Origin of the sequence: Parageobacillus galactosidasius, assembly GCF_002217735.1 — a bacterium.
GTDB lineage: Bacteria > Bacillota > Bacilli > Bacillales > Anoxybacillaceae > Parageobacillus_B > Parageobacillus_B toebii.
Genome location: NZ_NDYL01000002.1, coordinates 193724 through 215270 on the forward strand (window position 1 = coordinate 193724; position 21547 = coordinate 215270).

At 47.1% G+C, this 21547-nt stretch carries 20 protein-coding genes and 1 pseudogene; 20 read left to right on the plus strand and 1 reads right to left on the minus strand.

What is annotated here, in order from left to right; translation table 11 throughout:
* The first annotated feature begins 9 nt into the window (after window positions 1–9).
* The 18 genes from B9L23_RS10280 (at window position 10) to B9L23_RS10365 (ending at window position 16661) form a co-directional block, all read left to right on the plus strand.
* Window positions 10–537 (plus strand): helical membrane plugin domain-containing protein, encoded by a 528-nt coding sequence (locus B9L23_RS10280; RefSeq protein ID WP_089097591.1) that lies wholly within the window; start codon window positions 10–12, stop codon window positions 535–537.
* Complete coding sequence (hypA, locus tag B9L23_RS10285) at window positions 530–943, plus strand: hydrogenase maturation nickel metallochaperone HypA (RefSeq protein WP_089098303.1); 414 nt, start codon at window positions 530–532, stop codon at window positions 941–943. Before B9L23_RS10280 ends, hypA begins: the two co-directional genes overlap by 8 nt.
* Window positions 879–1574, plus strand: a complete 696-nt coding sequence (gene hypB, locus B9L23_RS10290; RefSeq protein WP_089097592.1) for a hydrogenase nickel incorporation protein HypB — start codon at window positions 879–881, stop codon at window positions 1572–1574. Before hypA ends, hypB begins: the two co-directional genes overlap by 65 nt.
* Window positions 1575–1810: 236 nt before the next feature.
* Entirely contained in the window at window positions 1811–2782 is a 972-nt protein-coding gene (locus tag B9L23_RS10295) for an NADH-quinone oxidoreductase subunit B family protein (protein WP_089097593.1), read from the plus strand.
* Window positions 2783–3049: 267 nt separating this feature from the next.
* Window positions 3050–4684: a nickel-dependent hydrogenase large subunit gene (locus B9L23_RS10300; protein WP_089097594.1), complete on the plus strand. Its 1635-nt coding sequence runs from the start codon at window positions 3050–3052 to the stop codon at window positions 4682–4684.
* 172 nt (window positions 4685–4856) lie between these two features.
* The gene (locus B9L23_RS20740) at window positions 4857–5324 is read left to right on the plus strand and encodes a hydrogenase maturation protease (protein WP_089097595.1); all 468 of its coding nucleotides are present in this window, start codon (window positions 4857–4859) and stop codon (window positions 5322–5324) included.
* Window positions 5314–5616: a hydrogenase maturation protease gene (locus B9L23_RS20745; RefSeq protein ID WP_089097596.1), complete on the plus strand. Its 303-nt coding sequence runs from the start codon at window positions 5314–5316 to the stop codon at window positions 5614–5616. The genes B9L23_RS20740 and B9L23_RS20745 overlap by 11 nt, the downstream gene beginning before the upstream one ends.
* 48 nt (window positions 5617–5664) lie before the next feature.
* On the plus strand, window positions 5665–6927 hold the full coding sequence (locus tag B9L23_RS10315) for a tetratricopeptide repeat protein (protein WP_245842381.1): 1263 nt from the start codon (window positions 5665–5667) through the stop codon (window positions 6925–6927).
* 1 nt (window position 6928) lies between these two features.
* Window positions 6929–7306, plus strand: coding sequence for a hypothetical protein (locus B9L23_RS10320; RefSeq protein ID WP_089097597.1), 378 nt, complete (start codon window positions 6929–6931; stop codon window positions 7304–7306).
* Window positions 7307–7308: 2 nt separating this feature from the next.
* Complete coding sequence (locus B9L23_RS10325; RefSeq protein ID WP_089097598.1) at window positions 7309–8160, plus strand: NifU family protein; 852 nt, start codon at window positions 7309–7311, stop codon at window positions 8158–8160.
* Window positions 8142–9242, plus strand: a complete 1101-nt coding sequence (locus tag B9L23_RS10330) for an NHL repeat-containing protein (protein ID WP_089097599.1) — start codon at window positions 8142–8144, stop codon at window positions 9240–9242. Before B9L23_RS10325 ends, B9L23_RS10330 begins: the two co-directional genes overlap by 19 nt.
* Before the next feature lie 143 nt (window positions 9243–9385).
* Window positions 9386–9667: a HypC/HybG/HupF family hydrogenase formation chaperone gene (locus B9L23_RS10335; protein ID WP_089097600.1), complete on the plus strand. Its 282-nt coding sequence runs from the start codon at window positions 9386–9388 to the stop codon at window positions 9665–9667.
* Between the two features lie 110 nt (window positions 9668–9777).
* On the plus strand, window positions 9778–10899 hold the full coding sequence (gene hypD, locus B9L23_RS10340; protein ID WP_245842384.1) for a hydrogenase formation protein HypD: 1122 nt from the start codon (window positions 9778–9780) through the stop codon (window positions 10897–10899).
* 18 nt (window positions 10900–10917) lie between these two features.
* Window positions 10918–11607, plus strand: coding sequence for a HoxN/HupN/NixA family nickel/cobalt transporter (locus tag B9L23_RS10345; RefSeq protein ID WP_089097601.1), 690 nt, complete (start codon window positions 10918–10920; stop codon window positions 11605–11607).
* Between the two features lie 32 nt (window positions 11608–11639).
* The gene (gene hypE / locus B9L23_RS10350) at window positions 11640–12674 is read left to right on the plus strand and encodes a hydrogenase expression/formation protein HypE (protein ID WP_089097602.1); all 1035 of its coding nucleotides are present in this window, start codon (window positions 11640–11642) and stop codon (window positions 12672–12674) included.
* Window positions 12675–12716: 42 nt separating this feature from the next.
* Window positions 12717–12971, plus strand: coding sequence for a Uxx-star family glutaredoxin-like (seleno)protein (locus B9L23_RS10355; RefSeq protein ID WP_089097603.1), 255 nt, complete (start codon window positions 12717–12719; stop codon window positions 12969–12971).
* Window positions 12972–13250: 279 nt separating this feature from the next.
* Window positions 13251–15512 (plus strand): carbamoyltransferase HypF, encoded by a 2262-nt coding sequence (gene hypF / locus B9L23_RS10360; protein WP_089097604.1) that lies wholly within the window; start codon window positions 13251–13253, stop codon window positions 15510–15512.
* A 423-nt stretch (window positions 15513–15935) separates the two neighbouring features.
* Window positions 15936–16661, plus strand: a complete 726-nt coding sequence (locus B9L23_RS10365; RefSeq protein ID WP_089097605.1) for a tubby C-terminal domain-like protein — start codon at window positions 15936–15938, stop codon at window positions 16659–16661.
* A gap of 37 nt (window positions 16662–16698) precedes the next feature.
* Here B9L23_RS10365 and B9L23_RS10370 read toward each other — a convergent pair.
* A pseudogene (locus tag B9L23_RS10370) lies at window positions 16699–16875 on the minus strand (MBL fold metallo-hydrolase); the annotation flags it as partial.
* Between the two features lie 502 nt (window positions 16876–17377).
* On the opposite strand from B9L23_RS10370, the gene B9L23_RS10375 reads away from it, so the two are divergent.
* Window positions 17378–18838, plus strand: a complete 1461-nt coding sequence (locus B9L23_RS10375) for an NADH dehydrogenase subunit 5 (RefSeq protein ID WP_245842474.1) — start codon at window positions 17378–17380, stop codon at window positions 18836–18838.
* Between the two features lie 3 nt (window positions 18839–18841).
* A complete protein-coding gene (locus B9L23_RS10380) occupies window positions 18842–21487 on the plus strand; it encodes a DUF2309 domain-containing protein (RefSeq protein ID WP_089097607.1) in 2646 nt (881 codons plus the stop codon).
* Window positions 21488–21547: the final 60 nt, after the last annotated feature.

The following is a 21547-nucleotide window of genomic DNA, read 5'->3' on the forward strand; positions in this document are numbered from 1 at the left end:
GGGATTGTAATGGGTAAAGTTGGGAAAGAAGCGGTTGTGGGGGAGCCGATTGAACACTTGTTGGTTGAAAAGCTTTCAGATCCACACACGATGGAGCAACTAGTCCGCCTGCTCGATAAGCTGGAGAATGTAACGTTTCTGCTAGATATGCTGGAAAATTTTCTTCGGCGCGGACCAGAGTTTGCTGATTCGATCAACGAACTCGTTATTCTTTTGCGACAAAGCTTATCCAGACCGGAATATGTTACGCGTTTTGAGCATGCCTTAACGGCGTTGCAGCGAATGCAAGAATTCCTCGATTCTCCGCAAGTTCAAGAGCTGTTCAAATCCGATGTTTTGGACGTGCGTTCGGTGCAAACGATTGGGAAAGTGTCTCGTTCATTGTTACAGGCTTCTAAAGAGACGATGGAAACGGGAACGAAACGCGTAGGGATCATTGGTCTTATGCGGGCATTAAGTGATCCAGAAGTGCAGCCGGCGCTTAATTTTGTCCTGAATTTTGCGCGACACTTATCGAAGGAGATCAGCAATGCATGAGTTATCTATTGCCCACAGCTTAGTTGAATTAGCCATGGAAGCAGCGGAAAATTCGGGGATAAAGCAAGTTAAAGCACTGTATTTAAAGCTCGGCGCTTTGTCGGGGGTTGTAAAAGAAGCTTTGGAATTTTCCTTCGATGTCGTCGTTCAAGGAACTCCTTTGGAAGGAGCAAAGCTTATCATTGAAGATGTTCCTGTAAAAGTTTTCTGTCCAGACTGCCAAGAAGCACGCATTTTGCCCGAACCATTTCCTATGCGTTGTCCTGTGTGCGGAACGAAAACAGGTCAAGTGCTTGCGGGACGAGAGATGGAATTGTACGCTTTGGAAGGTGGAGAAGAAAATGCAAGAGATGGTGTTGAATCCTCGAATTGTCGAAATTCGTCAGAATGTTCTGAAGAAAAATGACCTTCTTGCTAGAGAAATGCGGAAGCGTTTTCAAAAAGCGGGCGTTTATGTCGTCAATCTAGTCTCAAGCCCAGGAGCAGGAAAAACGACGCTGCTTACAGAAGTGCTCACTCGTCTTGGCAAAAGGTATAATGTGGCGGCTTTAGTTGGTGATTTGGCCACTGAAAATGATGCAGATCGCTTGCGTCAAAGCGGAGCGAAAGTGCGCCAAATTACAACCGGCACCGTTTGCCATCTTGAGGCGGAAATGATTGAGCGAACTTTAAAAGAATGGGACTTGGAAAAAATTGATTTTCTCTTTATTGAAAATGTTGGGAATCTTGTATGTCCCGCAAGTTATGATTTAGGAGAAAATCAACGTGTCGTTCTCTTTTCCGTGACAGAAGGAGAAGACAAGCCGGTAAAATATCCAACCATCGTCAACAGCGCTGATACAGCAATCATTACAAAAATTGACTTAGCTGAAGCGGTAGGTTTTCACCGGCACCGTTTTTATGAAGCGCTGAATGAGGTGCGACCAGGCATTCGCATTCATGAAGTTTCTGCTCGCACCGGAGAAGGAATTGACGAATGGATATCGCGTTTAGAAGCGGACAAATCTGCATTTGTTCATGCGTCTGGTTCCCTGTAACAAAAATACAGCCACAAAAGCCCGTGACTTGTGTCATCGGGATGAAGTGGAAAACGGTTTTGAACCGTTCTGGCAGGTTGCTAAACACCAGTGAGGTGTTTGTCCATGATACTTAACGAAACGAGATAGGGTGCCTGCACAAAACTTTTTAGTACATCAGAACTTGCCGACTTTCGTCGTGTAAAGGTTCAGAAAATATAGTTTTTAAAACTTATATTTTTATGGAGGTGGGGAAAGTGGTAAATCTCCTTTGGATGCACGGCGGTGCGTGCAATGGAAACACTCAATCGTTTTTAAATGCGGAAGAGCCGACGGTGATTGATTTGGTGACCGATTTCGGCATTAATATCCTCTATCATCATTCTATATCGATGGAATTCGGCGAACAAGTTCGCCATCTTTATGAGCAAATTCTCAATGATGAAATCCCATTGGATATTTTAGTAGTAGAAGGGACAATTGTTCAAGGACCGAACGGAACTGGGCGCTATGATATGCTCATGGATCGTCCGAAAAAAGACTGGATTTGGGAATTCGCTCATAAGGCGCAATATGTTGTTGCGATCGGCGACTGCGCATGTTGGGGAGGAATTCCGGCGACAAAGCCGAATCCGTCTGAGTCGATTGGTCTTCAATACATGAAAGAAGAACGTGGGGGATTCCTCGGAACACAGTTCCGTTCGAAAGCAGGATTGCCGGTCATTAATATTCCTGGCTGTCCGGCTCATCCTGACTGGGTGACACAAATTCTTGTTGCTATTGCTACTGGACGTGCAGAAGACGTTGCTTTAGACGATCTTCAACGTCCACAAACGTTCTTTAAAACGTTTACCCAAACGGGCTGTACGCGTGTGCAATATTTCGAGTGGAAAGAACCAGTCGAAGAGTTCGGACAAGGTACGCGAAAAGGCTGTCTCTTTTATGAGCAAGGCTGTCGAGGTCCAATGACTCATTCGCCATGCAACCGCATTCTATGGAATCGTCAATCGTCCAAAACTCGGGCAGGAATGCCTTGCATTGGCTGTACGGAGCCTCAGTTCCCGTTTTTTGACTTAGCACCAGGAACGGTGTTTAAGACGCAGAAAGTTCTCGGCTCGATTCCAAAAGAAGTACCACAAGGAAGCGATCCGCTAAGTTATTCTGTGAATGCAGCACTGGCGCGGGCGGTGGCGCCGAAGTGGGCAAAAGAAGATATGTTTGTACCGTAATACAAAAAGTTAAAGGACAACGTACCTTTACAAAATATATAGTCACAAAAGTCCGTGACTTGTGTCATTGGGATGAAGTGGAAAACGGTTTTGAACCGAGCGATAGGATGATAAGCATCAGTAAGGTGTTAGGCCATGATACTTAATGGAACAATGCAGGCGTAGGAAAAACTTTTTAGTACGTCAGAATCTGCCGATTTTTCTTGTGCAGAGGTTCAGCTGTCTCTATTTATGGGAAACCATTTTAGAAGTGGGGTGCTAAAGAGCATGAAAAAACAGGGGACGTTTGTAAAAACAAACAAAAAGGAAATTAAAGTACATTCTCTAGGGCGTGTTGAAGGTGATTTGGATGTAAAAGTAGTCGTTGAAGATGGAGTGGTTGTTGACGCTTGGACGGAAGCTACCATGTTCCGCGGTTTTGAGATGATTTTAAAAGGAAAAGATCCGCAGGCTGGTTTGATTGTTACCCCTCGGATTTGCGGCATTTGCGGCGGCAGCCATCTCACTAAGGCAGTTTATGCGCTAGATACGGCCTGGGGTACCGAAGTGCCACCGAATGCGACGCTCATCCGCAATATTGCTCAAGCGGCGGAAACGATTCAAAGCATTCCTCGTTGGTTTTATGCTTTGTTTGCGATTGGCTTAACGCATCGAAATTACGCTTCTTCCAAGTTGTACGATGAAGTGGTTCGTCGTTGGGCTCCTTTTGAGGGAGAGCATTATGAGATTGGTGTCGTTATTTCGGCTAAACCAGTGGAAATTTACGCGATCTTTGGCGGTCAATGGCCACACTCTAGCTTCATGGTTCCTGGAGGAGTTGTTAGCGCGCCGACACTGTCCGATATTACCCGTTCTATCTCGATTTTGGAATATTATCGGGAAAACTGGTTGGAGAAAATTCTTCTTGGCTGTTCCGTCGAACGCTGGTTGGAAAACAAAACTTGGGCAGATGTTCTTGCATGGCTCGATGAGAAGCCGGAACACCGTAATTCTGATCTTGGCTTATTCATTCGCTACAGCATGGAAATCGGCTTGGACAAATACGGAGCGGGCCCGGGACGCTATTTAGCTGCTGGAAACTTTTTCAACCCACAGCAATACCGATATCCGACGATTGAAGGACGCAATGTTGCGTTGATTTCCCGTTCCGGAATATTTGATGGAGAAAAGTTCCATGATTTTGACCAAGCACGGATACGGGAAGACCACACTTATTCTTTCTATCGTGGCAGCGGTTCTTACCATCCATTTGAGGGGGTAACCGATCCACTGGATCCGGTCGAAGGTCAAAAAGAAGGAAAGTATACGTTTGCCAAAGCACCACGGTATGATATTCCGGGCATTGGAGAGACACCGCTGGAGGTAGGCCCGTTGGCTCGCCAAGTAATCGCTGGCCGCTCTGGTGCACAAGAGTGGCAAGATTATGATCCTCTCTTTTTGAATATTATTAAAGAAATCGGGCCAAGTGCGATGGTGCGCGTGTTGGCACGTCTGCATGAAGCTGCGAAATATTATTTGCGCATGAAGGAATGGTTGAAGCAAATCGATTTAAACGAGAAGTTTTATATCAAGCCGAAAGAATTGCCTGAAGGACGCGGGTTTGGAGCTACGGAAGCGGCTCGCGGCGCTTTGGCTGACTGGATTCAAATTAAAGATGGAAAGATTGAAAACTATCAAGTTGTTACCCCGACAGCATGGAACATTGGACCGCGAGATCGTCACGGCCAGCGCGGACCTATTGAAACAGCGATGATCGGTGTACCTATTAAAAATCCTGAAGATCCGGTCGAATTGGCTCACATAGCCCAAAGCTATGATTCGTGCCTTGTTTGCACCGTTCATGCTTATGACGCTAAGTCGCATAAAGAGTTGGCCAAATATAAAGTGATTAATATGTGTTGATATTTCGATATGTGGTGTTTATGATGAAACGTTTTTCTGCCATGCCAGCAATTATCAGCGGACGTTTCACATGCAACTATAATCCTAATAGTCTAGTAAAACATCGAAAAAGGGAACGATAATGGGAATGGTGGCTCCTTGAAGTGGCATGTTTGCAGAAGGAGGAATTTGTATGACCGTTATTATTGGATGTGGCAATTTGCTCCGAAGTGATGATGGCGCGGGACCTATGCTGATCCGCAAATTGTGGGAACAAGGTGTTCCCCCGGGAGTCCGTTTGGCTGATGGTGGAACAGCTGGCATGGATGTAGCTTTTCAAATCGGGGATGCAGATGAACTGATTCTTGTAGATGCCTGTAAGTCAGGAGCTGAACCGGGCACGATTTTTGAAATTCCGGGTGAAGAGGTGGAAACTCCTCCTTTAAAAGATCTCAACCTTCATGATTTTCGCTGGGATCATGCAATTGCCTTAGGTCGTTGGCTTCTAAAAAGCCGCTTTCCGAAAAAAGTGACCGTTTTCCTGATCGAAGCCGAAAACTTATCGTACGGATTTGGATTGTCTTCAACAGTGGAAGCAGCCTTAGATCGTTTGGCGGAGGAGTTACTTCAACGCTTAGGAGGAACGAAAAGTGAAGCTTGAACTGACGTCAACGGGCTATCTGCATATTCCCGCTGAAGAAGCGGTGCGGTTCCCTACGGGAAACGCCATCGCTTTAGTACGTGGTGAAGAGCTGTGGGTGATGCCGGTAAGTCATTTGGGAGCGGGAGGATTACTGTTAAAACTACGCAATTCTCGTGGAGATCGAAGCATGTTTGTCCAAGAAATTTTGCCTGAAGGTGTGCCGCCAGGAATTCGCGATGCTGTATGGGATGATCAATATGGAGCACTTCGCATACCGCTTTTTCGTTCCGATACGATGACGGAGAAGTAATTATCGTTTTTTCGTTTCCACATTTAGTTTTATAAAGGAGGAATAACAGTGCTGCAGCCACAGCCAATCGGTGTTTTTCCTGGAGCGGCAGGTTTTTTTCTTTTGCCACCTGTTCCAGAAGCAGATCAATTCATACCCCTTCTTCTCCGTGGACATCTTCCGGATAGTTGGCCGGAGAGCTGGCTCTTTTTTGCTGCGGCGATTGAGGGAAAAAGCGAAGATGAAGTTTTAACATTATTGCCGGAAGGACCGGAAGCTGCTTACAACCGTTTTATTTTGGATCCGCAAACACATACGTATACTTTGGCCAAAGAAGTGCTCTCAGGGGATTTCTCCCTTCTTTTGGATGCAGTGGCGTGGCGCCTTAAATTGTGTGAAACTCCTCCGCCGCTTGGTGATACTACAGGAGAAATACGGGCATTTTTGTTGGCAATTCAAGCGTACGATGCGTTTCAACGGAAAGATTGGCCGACAGGGCTTTCCCTTCTTTTAGAAGCCGCCGCTACAGTAGAGGACGTGTCTCCTGTTTTTTCCGCTCGGCTTCATGCTGAATGGGCGGCGACAAAACAAATGCTTGGTGATCACGGAAAGGAAACGATCGAAGGATACCGCAAAGCCCTTGCTCTTTTAGAAACGTCGTCCTTTCAGGAATCTAAGGCTGAACTGTGGTTTCAATTAGGCTCAGTGTATCAAACTGGCGCCGAAGGACGGAAAAGCTCTCTTCTAGAAGCAGTCAGATGTTATCATGAAGCGCTGAAAGTATATCGAAAAGATACTTATCCAGAAGAGTATGCTACGATTCATATGAATCTTGCGTTAGTGTATTTGGCCATGCCGTCTTTAGACCGTAGTGCCTATTTGCGCACTGCGACAGCGATTCAGTCATTGAGAGAGACTTTGCGCATTTTTAAAAAAGATACACATCCGGAACTTTGGGCAAGCGCCACGGTTAATCTAGCCAATGCGTTACAACATGTGAAAACATCTCACCTAGAAGAAAATCTTTGGGAAGCAGTGGCTCTTTATGAAGAGGTGCTTGAAGTGCGACGGCTTAAAGACGATCCGATAGGATGTGCCCGCGTCTTAGCCAATCAAGGGAATGCTTTGGCTCATCTAGGTGCGTTTTCTCGAGCGGTACCTCGATTGGAAGAGGCGAGTCGATTGTTTCGTACATATGGAGAACATGAGGCAGCGAATGCCATCGAAGATATTTTAGCGGAAATTGCTTGTAAGCGGAAGGAAGCAGTTCCAATGAGCAAACTTGAAGCAGAAATCAGAAAAAGTGCAATGGATAGAAGAGAGGAAGTGTAGCATGAATCCCCATGAACAACAGTACTTCAATCTATTGTTGGCTATGGCGGTTGACCGTTTTAGTGAACGTATTATCCAGCGCAATGAAGGGGTACAAAAAGCGTTAGAACGGCTTCGTACAAATCCCCATGGAGAGGGAATATGGCTGAATGAATTTGTGGATGCCTTCTTTCGGGATGCTCTCCTTGATAATCCTGCAGGTTCCTGCTTGATTTTGCAGGCTTTAGCCAATCAGCGTATAAACGATTTTTCTAACATTGTTGAAGGTGTTACTATTGGAGAAATGTTGCAGGAGATGGCCAAAAAAACATTTGCTGCTTTATTGCATCGGAAAACCGAAGAAGCACTTGAACAAGCATTGGCTTTTGGAGGTGATTGATTATGAAAGTTCAGCAAGAAGAGGACTTTCAAGCTTTGGCCGAACGGGTGGACCGGGTGTTGGCCTCGATTAAGGGATTGCCAGAAGACGCTCGGATGAAGGCGATGGAATTGAAAAAAGCCATCGAAGCGTTTCACGAACACGCACTTAGAAAGCTTGTCCGCATGTTTCGGGAGACCGATGCAGGAAAAGAATTGCTGCTGAAGGCAGTAGAAGACCCTTCTATTTATGCGATGTTTTTGATGCACGGAATCATTAAACAAGATTTGTTCACCCGTGTGGCTGCCGTTCTTGAAGAAGTACGTCCTTATATGCGTTCTCACGGCGGTGATGTGGAGCTGGTTAAAGTTGAAGAGAAGACAGTTTATGTCCGCCTCCAAGGAGCTTGTTCCGGTTGTTCCCTGTCCGCTGTGACGCTGAAAAATGGGGTTGAGGAAGCGATTAAAGCCCGTATCCCAGAAATTGAAAATGTTGTCATGGCTGAAGATGAAGTGGCTTCCGGCTACTTGCCGTTTCATGTCATGGATGATACCGGCCATTTAGAACAAAATGGATGGGTGCAAGGACCATCCGTTTCGGAACTGGAAGAAGGCCGTCCTGTTCGCTTTTCGCATAAGGAGCACGAAGTTTTGCTAGTGCGCATGGATGGGAAAGTGATGGCATTTCGCAACCAGTGTCCTCATATGGGGATGCCTCTTGACGGGGGGCTTGTTGATGGCTCCATTATTGCTTGTCCGTGGCATGGCTTTCGTTTTGATTTATCAACCGGGGAATGCATTACGGCGCCTCACGTGCAACTAGAACCATTTCCAGTGCGGGTGGAGGATCAGAGAATATGGATACGATTAGGTTGACCGCTTATCCCGAACGGTGGCTGGGGGGACCGGCCCCCGGCGGTCTTGCGTTGCCACCAGCTCAACCAAACCGGATTCATCTTTATGCACCGCGGGGAGTGTATGTAGACGATGATGTTGTGGTGGTGGCAGACAGTGGCAACCATCGAGTACTCATTTGGTATGACTGGCCGAAAAACGATCATGCCCCGGCTGACATCGTTTTAGGTCATCCTGATTTTGAAACAGAGGGGCCAAAACTCTTTCATCTCCCAACTGGCGTTGCCGTCATTGAAGGAAAGCTATTTGTCGCAGATGCGTGGCACCATCGTCTACTCATTTGGGAAACATTGCCGAAAATAAATAACCAGCCTCCCGATTATGTCTTAGGACAGGCCGATTTGTCGGGAACATCCCCTAATCGGGGAGGGAAAGTCAGTCCGACAGGATTTTATTGGCCATATGGATTTGCTTACATTAATGGATGGTTTTACGTAGCTGATACGGGAAATCGCAGAGTTTTAGGATGGAGAGGTTTACCGGACGATGGCCGTGTTCCCGATTTGATTCTTGGACAACCTAATGGTTATGTAAACAGCGAAAATCGGGGAAAAGGCGTAGGAATGGATACGTATCGCTGGCCTCACGCTCTTGCGGGCGATGGGAATACGTTATACGTTGCGGATGCGGGCAATCACCGCGTCCTCGGTTATACACCGCCTCCAGAGATAGATAGGCCAGCTGATTTAGTTCTTGGTCAACAAGATTTTACTCAGTCGTTTGAACTTCCCCATGTCCCGCAAGGCCCGCGGCGATTCCGGTTCCCTTACGGCATCGCATTATGCGGCAATTTGCTTGCGGTGGCAGATACAGCGAACAGCCGCATCCTTCTTTTTACTGAGCTGCCGCGAAAAGGCGCTTATCATCCTGCTTCGTACGTTATTGGTCAGGCGGATTTCGAGGGGATGGGTGAAAATCGCTGGCAAGCCGTGACGAGGGATTCACTATGCTGGCCGTACGGAATTTGGTGTCATCAAAATCGGCTGGCCATCGCTGATTCGGGAAATAACCGTGTCATCATTTGGCGTCTTGAATTCTTGTAAGCAAAGGAATCTTCTAGTTTGAGGAACCTGATAATCTATTAAGTTGCAAGAAAGATTTTCGGTGTTTTTGAAAGAATTCTTGCTTTGATCAAAATTTGGTGTCTGAAATTTCGGATTTATCACAAAATGGGAGGGACGCATCCATGTGTTTGGCTATTCCAGGGCAAATTGTAGAGATGTTCGATGATGATCATCATTATGCCGTGGTGGATGTTTGCGGTGTGCGTCGCAAAATTAACATTGACTTATTGAAAAATGAGCGCCTCCTTCTTGGAGACTGGGTGCTCATTCACGTCGGTTTTGCCATGAGCAAAATTAGTGAAGAGCAGGCGGCCGAACAATTGAGATTGCTTAGCATGTTAGATGAATCGGACGAAGCGATAGAGGAAGTAAAAGGTTATCAATTTGATGAAGAAAAAATTTGAACATCTCAGAATAGACAAGTGTTGGAGGCTTGATACAGAAAAGGATAGATTGCTTGTCGATGATGATTCGTTCCGTGTAAGGCGATACCAAATATGGGAGGTGCCATTTTATGCCGATGATGAAATATGTTGACGAGTTTCGCGACCCGGAATTAATCCGCAAGATATCAGAAGAAATCCACCGTCTCGTCGATCCAAATTATCATTATCGTTTTATGGAAGTTTGCGGAGGACATACCTTTTCTATTTTTCGATTTGGATTGCAAAATCTGCTGCCGGAAAATATTGAACTTGTCCATGGACCGGGATGCCCTGTCTGTGTTCTTCCAATGGGACGTATGGACGATGGACTGTCTATCGCCAAGCAGCCGAACGTGATTTTTACTGCTTTTGGTGATGTGATGCGCGTTCCCGGGAAGCATGAAACGCCTCTCGAACTAAAAGCTAGAGGGGCCGATATTCGTATGGTTTACTCTCCTTTAGATGCTTTAAAAATAGCGATGGATCATCCTGATCGGCAAGTTGTACTGTTTGCGATTGGTTTTGAAACGACCGCTCCGTCAACGGCATTGACGCTGATGCGCGCTCGGGAACTGGATGTATCCAATTTTTCTGTATTTTCCAATCATGTTCTGATTATACCGGCGATTCAGGCGATTTTGGATTCTCCGAATATGCGCATTGACGGATTTATTGGACCTGGCCATGTTTCATCGGTAATTGGCGCCCGTGCTTATGAAGTTATCACGAAAAAATACCGAAAACCTATAGTCATCTCCGGTTTTGAACCGCTAGATTTATTGCAATCGATCCTCATGCTTGTGAAACAAATGCGTGAAGGCCGATTTGAAGTGGAAAATCAATACAGTCGTGTTGTTCCGTCCGAAGGAAACATTTCTGCTCTTAATGTAATGAATGAAGTTTTTGAAGTTCGTCCTCTTTTCGAATGGAGGGGACTTGGGACTATTCCTCTGTCTGCGCTAAAATTGCGTCCTGAATTCACCAAGTGGGATGCGGAAGTTCGCTTTCAAGTCGAGGGAGCTTGCGTGAACGATCCGCAAATGGCGCAATGTGGCGAGGTATTAAAAGGTGTGTTAAAACCACATCAATGCAAACTGTTTGGCAAAGAATGCACACCGGAACATCCTGTGGGTGCTCTTATGGTGTCATCGGAAGGAGCATGTGCTGCCTATTACCATTACGTTCATTTGCAAGATGCAGTCGGTAAATAAAGGGAAGGAGATATTTTTATGGATTGGCTTGTTCTGCTTGGGGTTGCTCTTTTTCTTGGGGTTCGTCATTCATTAGACCCCGATCATGTCGTAGCTGTTTCGACTCTCGTCTCCGAAGAACGGAGACTTTGGCCTGCCGCCAAGCTTGGTTTTATTTGGGGGATAGGCCACTTAATTCCGATCGCACTTGTTGGGCTTCCGCTATTAATCTTACATTTAGAAATCCCTCCATTTTTTGAGGGTCTTGTTGACACGGGGGTAGGGATTCTTCTTATTTTGCTCGGTGTAACTACGCTTTGGAAAGTGATCAAAGAGCGTGTCCATTATGACGTTCATTCGCATGATGAAACGATCCACGCGCATTTTCATCGTCCTGGACATCATCACCCGACGGTAAAACTCGAGCGCCGGCAATGGATTACTTTCGGTTTCGGCCTTGTGCATGGTCTTGCGGGAAGCGGTGCTGTCGCTGTGCTCGCCATGCAAGCTTCGCCAAGCTTAGAAATGGCAATCTTTTGGCTTTTGATTTTCGGTTTGGGAACAGCACTTGGGATGTTTGCGATGACCTTATTCATTGCTGCGCCGGCTCTTGCGATGGCATCAAAGCGCAGAATGATACGCTCTGGCATTCGGACGATGACAGGTTTGGTCAGTTTATTTTTTGGTAGTTATATGATCTGGACGATTTTGCCTGAACTGCTTAAATAAATTGTTGCATCAAGAAGAAAGGAAGGACGAACATGAAGACTGTCAAAGTTCATTTCACTGATTCTTACATTGAATTGGCTCATGGCGCTGGTGGGAAAGCCAGCCGGAGACTGATCGAAGGGCTATTAGTTCCTTATATGATGGGGGACAAGCCGACAGAATTAAATGACGTGGCGTATATTGACGCAGATGGGCGCCGATTGGCGTTTACAGCAGATAGCTTTGTTGTCAATCCACGCGTCTTTCCAGGAGGGTCTATCGGCGAACTTGCCGTCAATGGAACGATAAACGATTTGGCGATGGGGGGAGCCAAACCATTGGCTTTAGTAATTACACTTATTTTAGAAGCGGGGTTGGCGACATCGGAGTTGGAGCGGGAAGTGGCAGCTATAGCTAAGGCGGCACAACGCGCTGGAGTGCCTGTGGTCGGGGGCGATACGAAAGTAGTGGAGCACGGAAAAGCGGACGGTCTGTTCATCACGACTGCCGGTATCGGCCTCACCGATCCGCGCGTTTCCCTTTCGTCCAAAAACGTTCAACCGGGTGATCAAGTCATTCTGTCTGGTCCGATTGGAGACCATGGGATCACCGTTCTCTTGGCTAGAGGGGAATTGGATTTGGAGGCCGATCTTACTTCCGATACTCGCCCGCTCTGGCCATTCGTAGAATCCCTTATTGAGGTTGCGGCTCCGGGGTTGCGATGGCTGCGCGACCCAACCCGAGGCGGCGTGGCGACAGCGTTAAATGAATTGGCAAGAGACGCTCAAGTTGCTGTTATGCTCGATGAAGAGTCGATTCCAGTACGCCCGGCAGTACGCGGTGCTTGTGAAATTTTAGGATTGGATCCACTTCACATTGCCAATGAAGGGCAGTTTCTCGCTATCGTTTCACCAGAATACGCCGATATCGCGTTAAAAACGCTTAGAAGCATGCCAGGCGGAGAGAACGCGCAACGCATTGGTGAAATACAAGCAGAACCAAAAAAAGCGGTTTTAGCGCGCTCTCGGTATGGAGGTACGAGAATGATTGATATGCTTATCGGCGACCCGTTGCCACGTATCTGTTAAAGAATCGCTCTATTCATCTCATGTTGGAGGGGAAGAACAAAGATGATGGAACTTTATGGTACGAAAGGATGTCCTTATACAAAGGAATTGCGAGAAAGTTTGTTATGGGACGGAAAAGAATTTGTAGAGTATGATGTCGAAGAAGACAAAGAAGCGTTAAAGAGGCTTATCGCTTTGACGGGAGGAGGCACCGTGCCCGTCTTAGTAGAAGATGGGCGAGTCATTCAAGTAGGGATTTCCGGTCGCGGGTGTATTGTTGCATTGCCGTCCTCAAGGGAAAATGGGGCTTTATCTTAAGGAGAGAAGACTCCCAATTCTAATGGGCAGACTGCAGCCCAATGAAAGTGGGAGATGAATCGTCCTATCATGAGCCGTGCTGACCGAAATGCTAAACCTGCGCTGCACGTCAGCGTGTCGAGTCCAACGTAATCCAACGTAAAAGGAATTCGCATCTAGGTCTGGAAAGGTCCGTAGAGCTTGGTCAACTTCTCTTCGTTAGAAGGGATTACCCAAGAATCCCCTGCTTCTAAATGAAGTGAAAGTAGAAGTAGTTCAAAACAAAGTAGGTGATTCATCATGAAAATAGCTCGGCGTATTCGCATCTATGGTGTTGTGCAAGGGGTTGGTTTTCGTCCGTTTGTCTTTCGGATAGCAAAACGGTTGGGACTCAGCGGATGGGTACGTAATGGAGAAAGCGGCGTGGAAATTCATGTGGAAGGGGATGCAGGTGTCATTCAAAAATTTATTCAGGAAATTACGGCTCGTCCCCCTGTTTCAGCCAAAATAACCAATTTGGAAATCAAAGATGCGGCTATACAAGGAGCGTCTGGTTTTGAAATTTTTACAAGCACGCGCCATGATCGGCCGACGGTGCATATTCCTGCGGATCTCGCTGTCTGTTCGGCATGTTTATCCGAACTGTTCGATCCTGGTAACCGTCGCCGTCTTTATCCGTACATCAATTGCACAGATTGCGGCCCTCGCTATACTGTCATTGAGCGTCTGCCTTACGACCGTCCTTATACGACGATGCGCGCATGGCCTATGTGTCCGGCTTGTTCGGCAGAATATCATGAACCAATGGATCGCCGGTTTCATGCGCAGCCGACTGCTTGTCCTGAATGCGGCCCTCATTATTATGTTCGGTGGCAGGAGGGGGAAATACATGGGGATGAAAAAGCGATTGAAAAAACGGCAGAGCTCCTCCGTTCCGGGCGCATCGTAGCGATCAAAGGGCTTGGCGGGTATCATTTGGCGTGCGATGCCAAAAACGAAGAAGCGGTACGGGAGCTTAGAAGGCGGAAGCGCCGCGGCGAAAAACCGTTTGCTTTAATGGTGAAAGACATCGATACGGCAAGAACGCTTATCGACATATCAGCGGAAGAGGAAGAACTTCTTACGTCTTCAGCCCGTCCTATCGTGTTGGCTCGAGCGCGCCGATTACTGCCGGGAGTAGCTCCCGATAACTCCGATTTAGGAGTGATGCTTCCGTATACTCCTCTTCACCATTTATTGTTTCACTTCGGCGCACCAGATGTGCTTGTGATGACGAGCGCCAATCGTTCCAGTGAGCCCATCGTCTATCAAGACGAAGATGCATTGAAAAGCCTTCAAGGGATCGCTGATGCTTGGCTCATTGGTGAGCGGCCCATCGCTCGACGTGTCGACGATTCCGTTGTCCGTGTGAGCGCCTTTGGGCCTGCCGTACTTCGTCGGGCAAGGGGGTATGCCCCGCTTCCCGTCGCTCAATTGCCCAGCGATCGGCCTATTCTCGCCGTTGGGGCTGACTTAAAAAACACCGTCACGTTAGTCGTCAATGGAAAAGCGATCATGAGCCAGCATTTAGGCGATCTGGACCGATATGAGGCGTATACGGCGTTTGAGCAGACCGTCTATGATCTTTTATCGATGTATGATGTTCCATTGGAGGAAACGATTGTAGCGTATGATCTTCATCCTGATTATCGTTCTACTGCGTTTGCCCATAGGTTAGAAACCTACAAGCACCTTGGCATCCAGCACCACCGCGCCCACGTGGCGTCCGTGCTGGCGGAACGAAATGCTTTAGAGAAACAAGTGATCGGAGTTGCGTTCGACGGAACAGGGTTTGGGGACGATGGAGCAATTTGGGGTGGCGAACTGTTTGTTGGAAGCGCCACAAAAGGATTAGAACGGTGCGGGCATCTTCGTTATGCCATGCTTCCTGGCGGGGATGCGGCGGCACGCATGCCACTTCAAGCGTTGGCTGGTTTCTTTGTGGATGAACTGGAATTGGCCATGAACGTCGGAAAGTGGCTCTCGCTTCCCGAACGTTTTTTCACGGCACTAAAGATGGTAGAAAAACGATTGCGCACCTTTCCTACGACGTCTGTCGGCCGATTGTTTGATGCGGCCGCTGCCCTTTTAGGATTTACCGGGGTTATCTCGTTTGAAGGTCAGGCAGCCATTTGGCTTGAGCATTTGGCTCGTACAGCTCCATTAGAGAAGATATATCCTTTTCCGTGGGATGGAAAAGAACTTGATTACCGTCCTCTTTTGAAAGAAATGGTGGAAGATCGTTTGAATGGCAAAGATGTGGCGATTATTGCCCGCGCGTTTCATCGAAGTGTCGCTGAAGGCGTATTTAACAGTGTTCGTTCTTTAGGAGCGACCTATGGGGTCGATACGGTTGTGTTATCCGGCGGCGTATTTCAAAATTCGCTTTTGTTAGCTGATTTGAAAGAGTTGTTTTTAAAAAGTGATATGCATGTATGGATCGGTGAAGGAGTTCCGTCTAACGATGGCGGCATTAGTCTCGGGCAGGTAGCGCTCGTAACGGCAACGCATTCTATGTACTAGACAGATGAATCCTTCCGAAAAGTTTTCCTCTCTCACTCTAATCTGTATGGCAGAAGGGGATCATCAACGGGATATTTTTCGTAAGGAATCATGGAAAAGTATGTTTTCATTCAATAGCAATCTTAAACTTAAAAAAATATAATAAACATGCACACCGACGATAAGAAAGCGGCTCGGTATGGAAAAAGAGGCGTTTGACTAATTTGAGTTGCATCATGTTTACAACGCAACCGAGGCGCAAACAGTGTTGCAAAAAATCGGAGTTAATTGCCTGAATTTTGTGATGTCATTCCGATGATAGTACGCTATTATCGTAAACATAAACATGATAAGATAATACGAAGCAAATCCAATTTGTTAATAGAATTGTAACTTTTTCCACTCCTCTTTCGTCTACTGCTATTTGGAGAGGAGAGAGAAATTTTGGGGAGATTGTGGTTATTTTTCGTTGTTGCATCGATTGGGATGGCATTGCGTTTTTTGGTTTTAGGAAAATTTGAATGGGGACAGCTGCTTATTGTCTCGGGATTTCTAGCAGGGGTGCTATTGATTTTGGGAATCGAACGCTGGCAGGCTTGGCGTGATGCCTCTTATGAAGGGGCGGAAGACGAAGATGTTTGGCATACGCATATGGCGGAACGATTTTGGACTGGAAAAAAGCGCTTGTTTAAGGGAACGAAAAAGATGGGGGAGTTTTGGCGCTTCTTTCCGCTTCCATGGCAGCGCATTGTCAATAGTATTTTGTCCGATCAAAATCAGTGGTATTTAAATTTGTCTTTTGCATTTGCGGACGGAACTTCGGTACAAATCATAGAGCAGCGGGAAAAACTGTTTCGTGTGAATGATACGTGGCATATTGTGCAAAATGGAGCGGTTGTCGCAGTGGCGCGTACGGATTATTCATGGAAAAACAAGTTGAAGCTGCGTGAGCGCATGATCGTAGAGATACAGGGAAAAACGCTGTTTTTTCAGTCACCGGAAATGGTTTCCCGCACGGAAGTCTGGTTAGATGGAAAAATGATCGCCGAAGGGAAACGTTCGCGGCTGTTGCGCTGGCGTTATACGTTTCGGGTGAACGAAGGCTATGAAGAATGGGAACGATTGCTTGTTGCGGCGTATGTGCTATTCAATTACGCGTATCACCAGTAAAAGTGGCGCCTCCCGCTGTTTACAGGAGGCGAATTTGTTATTGAACATATTTTCCATAATCCGGCATGGCGATTTGGTCAAACTCGCGCGCTAACTTCGCTAATCCTTCCCGCAGTTTTTCACCTGATACTGGCGCTCCATGTCCTGTAATAGCCGTTTCTGGCTGCAATGCCGCCAGTTTTCTTACCGATTCGCGGGCGGCGTTCCATCGAATGTCAATGATACTATTCCACTTCTTTTCGTTCACTATGCGGCAGGTGCGCTCAGCGAACGGCTGCTGAAGAGCTTTTTCGATGAATTAGCGGTGATGGCCTCCGCTTTTGTTTTGATGTAAAAAAGATTCACCGAACATGGGACAATAGTGATATAAAGTAAATATGGTATTGACAAACTTTACGTTTCTGTATAGATTAAATAACATAATAATAAAATCTGAATGTTCCGCATTCGGTAGACTTTCAAACAGTCCGTTTAGAGCGGAGTGGTTGAAAGTAAACCGAAGAACAGTAATACGTGCATTTGGTAGATCTTCAAAAAGCCTTCATAGGCTCGTTGAAGATAAACCGGCTATGTGTACTCGATGCCATTCGTGTACCCTTTTGATGGAAAAGGGAAAACACGGTGGATAGAGGACGACATAGCCGGTTTTTTTGTTGCGGAAAAGAGAGAGGGGGATTCGGTTGGTTTGGTTCATCTTGTTATTCGCAACGGTTGGAATGGCTCTCATCAGTTCTTTATTGCTTCTAGATCGGCGCATGCCGCTATATTATGTGCAGGTGCATGTGGGAGTGATGGTGTTGCCGATTGCTGCGGCGTTAGCGGGGCTGATTTTCGCTGATCATCATGCCGCGGCCGGATTATGGCGTTCTGATATTCTCGCCTGGTTTATGGCGCTGTTTATTTTGACGCTCGGCTGGATGATAGCGCGTTTTTGCCTCCGTTATTTGCATGGCGACCGTGCGTATCGTAAGTATTTTTCCCTGCTTACTTTTACGGTCAGTACCGCGGCGCTGACTTGGATGAACAATGATATTCGTTTGCTTGTTCTCTTTTGGGGCTTGCCGCTATTGGGGCTTGCGCAGCTGACACGATTAAAAAGGGAATGGCGTCCGGCACGAACAGCGGCGGTGCGTATGGCTATGGTATTTTCACTAAGCTGGCTTGCTTTGTTTGCTGCTGGTTTGTGGTTATGGAGTGCAACCGGACATTGGCAGCTGTCGCTTGCCTTGTCCTCAGAAAGCATCCGCCATCTCGAATGGTGGGAAAAAACAGGGGTGAATGTGCTGCTTATATTGGCAGCGATCATTCCAGCCGGACAATGGCCATTTCAGCGCTGGCTGTTAGAGTCGGCGGTTACACCAACCCCGATTTCAGCGGTAATGCATGCTGGTTTGATCAATGCGGGCGGTCTTTTGTTGACAAGATTTTCTCCATTGTTTAGCGGTGATATATCGCAAATGTTGTTGCTGGTTCTCGCCTCCATTTCGGTGCTCATCGGCACAGGAATTAGTTTTGTTCAAGTCGACTATAAACGGCAATTAGTTGCCTCCACGATGGCGCAAATGGGATTGATGCTCATTCAATGCGCGTTAGGCGCTTATGTTGCGGCAGTCATTCATTTAGTGTTGCACGGTTTGTTTAAAGCGACATTATTTTTACAATCTGGTTCGGTCGTGCCGAATCCGAATAAAACCATCCATCGATCACGAAACTTGTCTAAAACATGGCTATTTACCGGAGCGGCAGCTGGTCTTGCCGTAGGAGTAATGTTTTGGCTTACGTCACCAGAAGAAAACGCAAAATTGTTAAGCGCCCTTATTCTTGGATGGTCGCTTGCGTTTGTCTGGGGGAGGATCGCCGTTTTCGAAAATGGACGAACGATCGGATTAATCGTATTGGCAGGATTAGCCTTAGCATCTGGAGCGGTGCACGTTAGCTTCATGAAGCTATTGCATACGTCGGTGCCGTTATTTAGGACATCTATCATCACAGAAATGGCAGCTGTCTTTATCTTAATCACTGGTGGATTGGCAGGCATATGGTTTTCCACACATCGTTCATCAGATTCATTTGTGCGATTGTATATGTGGCTCGTCCATATTGGCGAACCGCGTTCCGAGTCGGTGGAAAGCCATCCGCATTACCTTGCAGCTTATTTGAAGAAGGAGAGGATTTAGGGGATGAATACGACAACCGTATCACTTGAACGTCCTAATGTGCATGAGCGACGGAGAGAAAATGTCGCAACAGATATAAATGTAAACGCGCTTGTCAAAAACGCCAGCAAGGCAATTGCCCCGCTTTGGCCGATTGCCACGTTTGTCGCGCGTCATCCATGGATGGGTCTAGAACACTTTTCGTTTGAGCAAGTTGCGCATCGCTTAAAATTATTGCGAGATATTGACCTTTACCCAAGCATGTCCATGTTTCGCGCGGCTCAACGGAAAGGGGAACTGAATCCGAAGTTTTTGGAAATGCGGCTTCAGCGCTGGCTTGATGAGCAGCCGCTGACGATGCCGCGTGAGGAAGCGGAACGTTTTTGCCGCGCTGCGCTTTTACACGAAGAAATTCCTAACGAGCTGTTAATGTCTTCATCATTAAAAAGTTTGGCGGCAAAAATGAAAGACATGCGATTCCGATACGACTTCAAACGTTTACTAATCCGACCGCTAAGCCTTCTCCTTGAAGAGCAAGGAGAAGAGAAATGGGCGCGTATGCTTGACCATCAAATGATCAAATGGTGCAAATTATTTTTAGATGAATCGCAAGCTTCATGGACAATGCCATATCGAGAAAAAGGATTTTATTACGCATGGCGGAAGCTTGTGATCAACGATCCATCATTACGCAAACAGCAGCGCGAGAGATTGCAAGATTTGCCGCATGATGCCGAAGAAGCATTGCGACAAGCGTTGATGTTGCTCGGCATACCGCATGGCGCGATGAAAGACTATTTGGAAGCGCATCTTCTTTCCTTGCCTGGTTGGGCAGGAATGCTGCTGTGGCGTTCGCAGCAGTCCGGCCAAGCGCATTTGCTGCTTATTGATTATTTAGCAATTCGTCTTTCGCTTGAGTGGGCATTGATCGCTCCGTATTTGCCATTTGCGAAACAAAAAGATGACGATGAAACGTTTCTCCTTCCGCTTCTAGCCGCATGGATGCATTGGGGAGGGTTGACGCCAAAAGAGTGGCTGCAATTGCCACAGGCTGAGCAGAAAGCACGTTTATCGTTTGCTTATCGTTTCGACAAAATCGTTCGCGGCAGGCTTTGGCTCGAGGCATGGGAAGATACGCAAGAGGCGCAACTAAAGGAGATGATTACATCCCATTCCCAAGAAAATGAGCCAAAACAAGCAGCCGCGCAGCTTATCTTTTGTATGGATATTCGTTCTGAGCCTTTCCGTCGTCATTTAGAGCAGGCAGGACCATTCGAAACATACGGGTGCGCTGGTTTTTTCGGTCTTCCCATCAAAACGCGTGAACTAGACAGCAGCCATGCACACGCTTCTTGCCCGGTGATTGTAGAGCCGCGGCATGAAGTTCAAGAATTTACATCGGCAGCAAACGAAAAGGAATATCGCAGGCGGCGGAACGCGCTGCTTTCGGTCAGCCACACGTTTAAGAAAATGAAGCAGCATTTGTTTGCTAGTTTGTTGCTTCCAGAGGTAAGTGGACCTTTGCTCGGTTTGCATACGCTTGCTCGAAGTATAGCGCCAAGCGGAGCGGGACGCGTATTTCGCCAGTTTCAAGACAATTGGGCGCAAAAGCCGGCAACAGAACTTTCGCTCAATCGGGAATCTTCTTTGGAAACAACAGAAACAACGGATCTTCCAGTAGGTTTTTCTACCGAGGAAAAAGTACGATACGTATATCAACTATTCAAAGGAATGGGGCTTACAAGTCAATTTGCGCCGCTTGTTGTTGTCTGTGGCCATGAAAGCACAACAACGAACAATCCTTACGCCTCTTCGCTTGATTGCGGTGCGTGCGGCGGGGCAGCCGGAGGATTCAATGCTCGTGTGTTTGCCGCGCTATGTAACCTGAAAGAGGTGCGGGAAGGCCTTGCAAAGGAAGGAATCGTTATTCCAGAAGACACTGTTTTTGTTGCTGCCGAGCATATGACAACGGTCGATGAACTTTGCTGGCTTTATGTACCAACGCTTTCGGAAGCGGCTCAAAAAGCGTTTGATATGCTGCAAGGAAAGCTGAAAAAAGTAAGCCGCAATGCGAATAACGAGCGATTGTCGAAGCTGCCGGGCTTAGAGGGCAAGAAGAAAGATCCGCTTGCCGAAGCACATCGCCGTGCGGAAGACTGGAGCGAAATCCGTCCGGAATGGGGGCTTGCCGGCAACGCGGCGTTGATCATTGGCCGCCGCGAGTTAACAAAGCATTGTAATTTAGAAGGGAGAGTATTTCTCCATAGCTATGACTGGCGCAAAGATCCATCCGGCGAGGCGCTCGCCAACATCATCACCGGGCCGGTGACAGTGGCGCAATGGATTAATTTGCAATATTACGCATCGACTGTCGCCCCGCATTATTACGGAAGCGGAAACAAAACGATGCAAACGGTCACGGCTGGGATCGGCGTCATGCAAGGAAACGCAAGCGATTTGCTCGCCGGGCTTCCGTGGCAGTCGGTCATGGCGTCTGACGAAGAAATATTCCATTCTCCGCTTCGGTTGCTCGTCATTATCGAAGCACCACAGCAAAATATCGAGCGTTTGTTCGAAGACGATCCTTATTTCCGCAGAAAAGTGAAAAACGGCTGGCTTCGCCTTGTTTCTATCGACCCGGACAGTGGTGAGTGGAAAGCTTGGAGATGATGAATTTGTTGATGAAGGCACTGACTTTGCAAAAAAGTCGGTGCTTTTTTATATAAATAG